The sequence below is a fragment of the Synechococcus sp. R55.2 genome, assembly GCF_047462075.1.
GTDB lineage: Bacteria > Cyanobacteriota > Cyanobacteriia > Thermostichales > Thermostichaceae > Thermostichus.
Genome location: NZ_JANSIH010000207.1, coordinates 1 through 5,781 on the forward strand (window position 1 = coordinate 1; position 5,781 = coordinate 5,781).

The 5,781-nt window shown below is 54.5% G+C and carries 4 protein-coding genes; 1 reads left to right on the plus strand and 3 read right to left on the minus strand.

Annotated features, from left to right (window positions below; genetic code table 11):
* Positions 1-114 precede the first annotated feature (114 nt).
* Positions 115-984, minus strand: a complete 870-nt coding sequence (locus tag NW838_RS07320; RefSeq protein ID WP_011433741.1) for a M48 family metallopeptidase — start codon at positions 982-984, stop codon at positions 115-117.
* A 34-nt stretch (positions 985-1,018) separates the two neighbouring features.
* A complete protein-coding gene (locus tag NW838_RS07325; protein WP_414332314.1) occupies positions 1,019-1,687 on the minus strand; it encodes a hypothetical protein in 669 nt (222 codons plus the stop codon).
* A 175-nt stretch (positions 1,688-1,862) separates the two neighbouring features.
* On the opposite strand from NW838_RS07325, the gene treY reads away from it, so the two are divergent.
* Positions 1,863-4,664 (plus strand): malto-oligosyltrehalose synthase, encoded by a 2,802-nt coding sequence (gene treY, locus NW838_RS07330; RefSeq protein WP_414427772.1) that lies wholly within the window; start codon positions 1,863-1,865, stop codon positions 4,662-4,664.
* Between the two features lie 4 nt (positions 4,665-4,668).
* Here the strand turns inward: treY and tpiA are convergent, their stop codons facing one another.
* Positions 4,669-5,421 (minus strand): triose-phosphate isomerase, encoded by a 753-nt coding sequence (tpiA, locus tag NW838_RS07335; protein ID WP_414427773.1) that lies wholly within the window; start codon positions 5,419-5,421, stop codon positions 4,669-4,671.
* Positions 5,422-5,781: the final 360 nt, after the last annotated feature.

Consider the following 5,781-nt stretch of genomic DNA (forward strand, 5'->3'; position numbering starts at 1 on the left):
GTAACGGTCGATTGGGGGTGCTGTAAACCACCCCAGAGGCTCGTGGTTGGCTTGCCAACTGCAGGGCTACTAAAAGCCCGCTCTGTACTGCTTTAGCGGTTGGAGTCGGGTAGTTTACGAAGCAGCCGTTGACGTCCGCGGTGCGGAGCCCAATCCCTGGAGCTCCAGGATCTGCTGATAGGTGTTGCTGCGGAACCAACGCTCGATTTCTCTGGCCCGCAGCACCGGCAGCGGATGGGTGCGCCCCACCGTTTGCATCTGCTTCAGCTCCATCTGCCACAGATCCCCGTCCAGCTCGTCGTAAGTACGGGCCTGCTCCAAAAAGGCGTCCACGTTCAGCTTGGAGGCCAATTGCGGGGATCCCCCACACAATTTCATCAACACCGAGATCACCGTCTTGGCATCTTGGGCTACCAACAGCGCCGCCCGGTCACAGGTAAACTCGGCACACCGCAGCCAGTGCATCAGTTGATCCTGCAACGCCTGATAAAACAACCCCCCGAAGGGGAGCAAGCTGGTGGAGAGCATGAGAATGTTGGCCATCGTCAAGTAGACCCCGTGATTGCACTTCAAGTGGCCCAACTCATGAGCGATCACGGCCTGAATTTCCGGCGGCTCCAACAGATCCAGCAGAGAGCTGTGCAAGACAATGAAGGGCTTTTTCCCCTGCATGGCAAAGGTGTAAGCATTGGGCGTGGGGTTCTGCCGCACGTAGAGCTGGGGCACCTCCAGATCCAAGATGCGACAGGCCTGCACCAAAAGCTGATGAATTTCCGGCAACTGATGCTCGTTAATTTGGATGCTGGAAGCAATGTTGTCCAGATAAAATATCTGTCCTGCCGTTGAGCCAAGCCAATTTTGAATCAGCAGGCCCAGCCCCGGCACTTGCTGCAGAGAGCGGGTGGCTTGCAGATCCACGGGATGACGAAATTGGTCGGCCCGCAGGCCCAACAGAATGCGAGGTTCTCGTTGAATGGACGACATAGACAATAGACAACAGAGGGAGAAAGGACTTCGGTTACAACTCGTAGGGCACAAACTGGCGGTGGCGATTCAACAAAAATAGCCGCTCCGGCGGCGGATCCGGCAGGGTCGGCTTGTCAGTAAAATCAAACGGGTTTTCTCCAGAGGGGATCTCCCAATAGACCACATGATCTTGAATGCGAGTGCCATCGGTAACAAAGCGCCCAGTATCGGCGGCAGCACGCTCAGCGCGGCGATAGAGTCGCCCTTGCCAGGTCAAGTGCGGGGGCAGCCCCAATCCCAAAAACAGTTGCTGCCGACTGGATTCCTGGTTGAACACCGTTTGCAGGCGATCCGCCCAGATCCTTGCCAGATCTGCCGGTTGGGGAGCAGCATGAGCCTCTGCATCGGCTGGAGTTACCTCCAACAGCAGTTGCTGGTTCAAAAGAATCCGAGCGGCTTGAGCTGGGGGATCCCCGCTGCCGGTCGTCGAGGGATTGGGACTGGGGATATCCAGACTGACCTGCACCTGAGGGCTGCTGGCCTGTAGCAAAATCTCTTCCAACCGTTGCTTCAGCAGACGGAGGCGAGCGGGGGCATCGGGGGTGCGCAGGGTCAAAACCAGCTCACTCCCCACCCGAAACTCGCTTTCTGCCCAGGTTGCCTCACTCCGCCAACTCCCCATCAGCCCACCCACGAGCAGGATCCCTGCCCACCTCGCCATCCTTGCCGGCCCCCTTACCGGGGGTGAAGCGCTCCTCTGTGGCCTTGACAAGTTCACTAACCTCGCCTCTCCCCTGCAGGACTCCTTGATCTTAGCCGCTACCCTAGATACATCTGTTCTCTTGACCCTATGCCGTTGGCAAGCTCGGCTTCTTTGTCATTGTTCTAAGGTCATCATGCGGATCCCGACTTCCACCTATCGCATTCAGTTTCATGCTGGGTTTGACTTCGACGCAGCACGACAGATTGTTCCCTACCTGAAGTTGCTGGGCATCAGTGACTTGTATGCCTCTCCCATCTTCCAAGCCCGCAAAGGCAGCACCCACGGCTACGACGTGGTGGATCCCAGGCAGATTAACCAGGAACTGGGGGGAAGCGAAAAGTTTGAGCTCTTGTGGGAAGCCCTCAATCAGCAGGGAATAGGCTGGATCCAGGACATTGTGCCCAATCACATGGCCTACGATGGCCAGAACCAGATGCTCATGGATGTTCTGGAGAGTGGCCCCAACTCAGATTTTGTTGACTACTTTGATGTGAATTGGAATCACTCTTACCTGGGGATCAAAGGCAGAATCTTAGCCCCTTTCTTGGGAGATTTCTACGACAAATGTTTGGAGTCGGGTCAAATCCAGCTTCGTTATGATGCCGATGGCCTAAGTATTAACTACTACAACTTGAGGTTCCCCCTCAATATTGACACCTATGCGGATGTTTTTACCTACAACCTGAGCAAGCTGCGGCGAAAATTGGGACGCAGCCATCCCGACTACGTCAAGTTACTCGGGATCCTCTTCAGCCTGAAATTCATTCCCAGCAAGGAAGATCTCCTAGAGCGCACTGATCAAATTAGCTTTGCCAAGCATTCGTTGTGGGAACTCTACACTTCTAGCCAACCTATCCAGAGCTTTTTTGACGAGAACATTGACATCTTTAACGGCAAGCCAGGGGATCCGTCGAGCTTTGACCTGCTGGATAGTCTTCTGGCGCGGCAACATTTCCGCCTTTCCTTCTGGAAGGTGGGTGCTGAGGAGATCAATTATCGTCGTTTCTTTACCATTAACGAGCTGATCTCGCTGCGGGTAGAAGATCGCGAAGTGTTTCGCAAAACCCATCAGCTTATCTTTAAGCTTGCAGAACAGGGGCGTTTTAGTGGTTTGCGCATCGATCATATCGATGGGTTGTTCAATCCCGAAGAGTATCTCCATCGCCTGCGGGAACGCTGCCCAAATCTTTACATCGTGGTAGAGAAAATACTAGAGGCTAATGAAAGTCTGCCCCAAAGCTGGCCGGTTCAGGGCACAACGGGCTATGATTTTTTAGCTAAGCTCAACGGCATCTTTTGTCAAGAAGAAAATGCAGAGGCTTTTGACTCTCTCTATCAAAATTTCACAAATCTACGGCATTCCCCAGAGCAGGTTATCGAAGATAAAAAACGCCTGATCATCGAGCGCAACCTGTCAGGAGATATGGATAACCTTGCTTTTTTGCTCAAACAGATCACCAGCCATCATCGCTATGCCAATGACTTTACCCTCTACAGTTTACGTCGAGCTTTGGTAGAAGTTTTGGTGTGCTTTCCGGTCTACCGCGTCTATATCCACGAAGGGATCCTCAGTCCAGAAGGTCAACAGGTAATTTGTCAAGCCGTGGAGAAGGCCAAGGAGAACCTGCCCGTTTTGGTGAATGAGCTGAATTTTATTCAGCGCTTTCTCTGCCTGGAGTCTCTGGACAATTTATCAGACCAGGAGAAAAATGAGCAGATCCATTTTGCCATGCGCTTGCAGCAGTTGGCCGGCCCTCTCATGGCCAAAGGAGTAGAAGATACTGCTTTTTATGTGTACAACCGCCTTTTATCTCTCAATGAAGTCGGTGGGGATCCCTGTCGCTTTGGCCTTTCGGTGCAAGAGTTTCACCGCTTTAATCAAGAGCGGGCAGCTCGGTGGCCTCTGTCCATGAATGCTTCTGCCACCCACGACACCAAGCGTGGCGAAGATGTGCGGGCCCGGCTGAATGTGCTTTCTGAAATCCCCGCCGAGTGGGAAAAGCACATCAACCTTTGGCATGAACTGAACCTCGGCTACAAAGTCCGCAGCAAACAAGCTAAGCGCTCGGAACTGCCGGATCGCAATGACGAGTATTTGCTCTACCAGACATTGCTCGGCTCTTATCCCTTCCAACCGGAAGAGGTACCCCAGTTCGTACAGCGGGTCAAAGATTATGCCATCAAAGCAGTGCGGGAAGCTAAGGTCCACACCGCTTGGCTTCGCCCCGATACCGAGTACGAAGAAGCCACTACCGCCTTTATCGAACGGATCCTTCAAGGCCCTAACCCCTTTTTGGAGTCCTTTTTGCCTTTCCAACGGAAAGTTGCCCACTTTGGCATTTTTAATTCCCTCTCGCAGACGCTGATCAAGCTCACCAGCCCTGGGATCCCGGATATTTACCAAGGCACGGAGCTGTGGGATTTGAGCATGGTGGATCCCGACAATCGTCGGCCTGTGGATTTTTCCCGTCGCCTCGCCTATCTAGAAGAAATTCAACGGCGGGTTAAACAGGATCCTCTCCAACTCATTGCGGATTTGCTACTACACCGCAGCGACGGACGCATTAAGCTGTTTCTGATTCATCATGTGCTCAAGGCCCGCCAGGAACAGCCCCAATTGTTTCTCGAGGGCAGCTACATTCCTCTGCAAATCAGCGGATCCCATGCTGACCATGTTGTGGCTTTTGCCCGTCAGCACGGCAAGCAGGTATTGCTCACGGTAGTGCCGCGTTTTTTAACAAAGTTGATCGACGAAACCCAAGATCCTCTGGGAGAATCCGTTTGGGCAGATACCGAAATTCATCTGCCGCGCTGGAAGCGGCTGGACTGGGTGAACGGGCTAACCCAGGAAAGGATCCCTGCCGGCGAAACCTTGCCGGTGGGCGTTGTCTTGAAATCCTTCCCGGTAGCCCTGCTGTGGGGACAATCCCGCTAGCGGCCTAGGCGGGAGCTAGGGCCTGAAAGTTGACGATGCGGGCAAACTCTTGGGGGTCTAGGCTGGCCCCTCCCACCAACACGCCGTCGATCTCAGGCTGGGCCATCAGCTCATCGATGTTGCCGGCCTTCACCGAGCCGCCATACAAAATGGGCAGTTGGGCATTGCCCAGGTGTTGCCGGATCAAGCCGATGACCCGGTTGGCCTCTTGGGCTGCGCAAGTATGGCCGGTGCCGATGGCCCAAATGGGCTCATAGGCAATCACCAAGTTCTCCAGATCGATCCCCGGCAAGGCGCGATCCAATTGCCCCACAATCCAAGACTCGGTCAAGCCTTGCTCCCGCTGCTGCTGGCTTTCTCCCACACAGAGGATGGGGGTAAGGCCGTGCCGCTGGGCGGCTGCCAGACGCCGATTGACGGTTTCGTCCGTCTCGCCGAAGTACTGCCGCCGTTCGCTGTGGCCGACGATGACATAGCGCACCCCCAATTCCGCCAGCATGGGGCCGGAAATTTCCCCGGTAAAGGCCCCCTGATCCTCCCAATGTAGGTTTTGTGCTCCCACGGCTATGTCGGATCCGCGGCTTTGCTCTGCCACCACCGCCAGGTCTGTAAAGGGCACACATAGGATGATCTGCCGCTGGGATGCTGACCCTGACGGCGATGACCGTAAAGCCAGGCCCAACTCTCGCATAAACTCGCGAGCCTCAGCCTGAGTCTTGTGCATTTTCCAGTTGCCGGCAATGAGGATGGGGCGCAAGATGGATCCTCCCTTAGAGACAACAGAAGGAAGGGATCCCGCAAGCAGAAAGCCCAAGGAATATGTGGAAGAACAGCAGGGATCCCAGCTTTGTTTTTTCGTATGACACAGTTTACCAGCAAGCGATCCCGAAAATACGGCGACGGGATCCCTTCTCCGAGCGCCGGTTAACCCCTCAACCCACGTGGGGACAGGGGGATCCCCCACAGGCCAAAACTCAACAGGGAAAGCGGCCTCTCAGAGCCCAACGATCTGGGTGTTTTCAAAAGTAGCCAGGATTTCATCCAGATCCTTGTTTTGCACCGAGTAGGTAGCAGTGGCATCGTTGCCAAACTGAATTTCGTCCCCGTCCTCCAGATC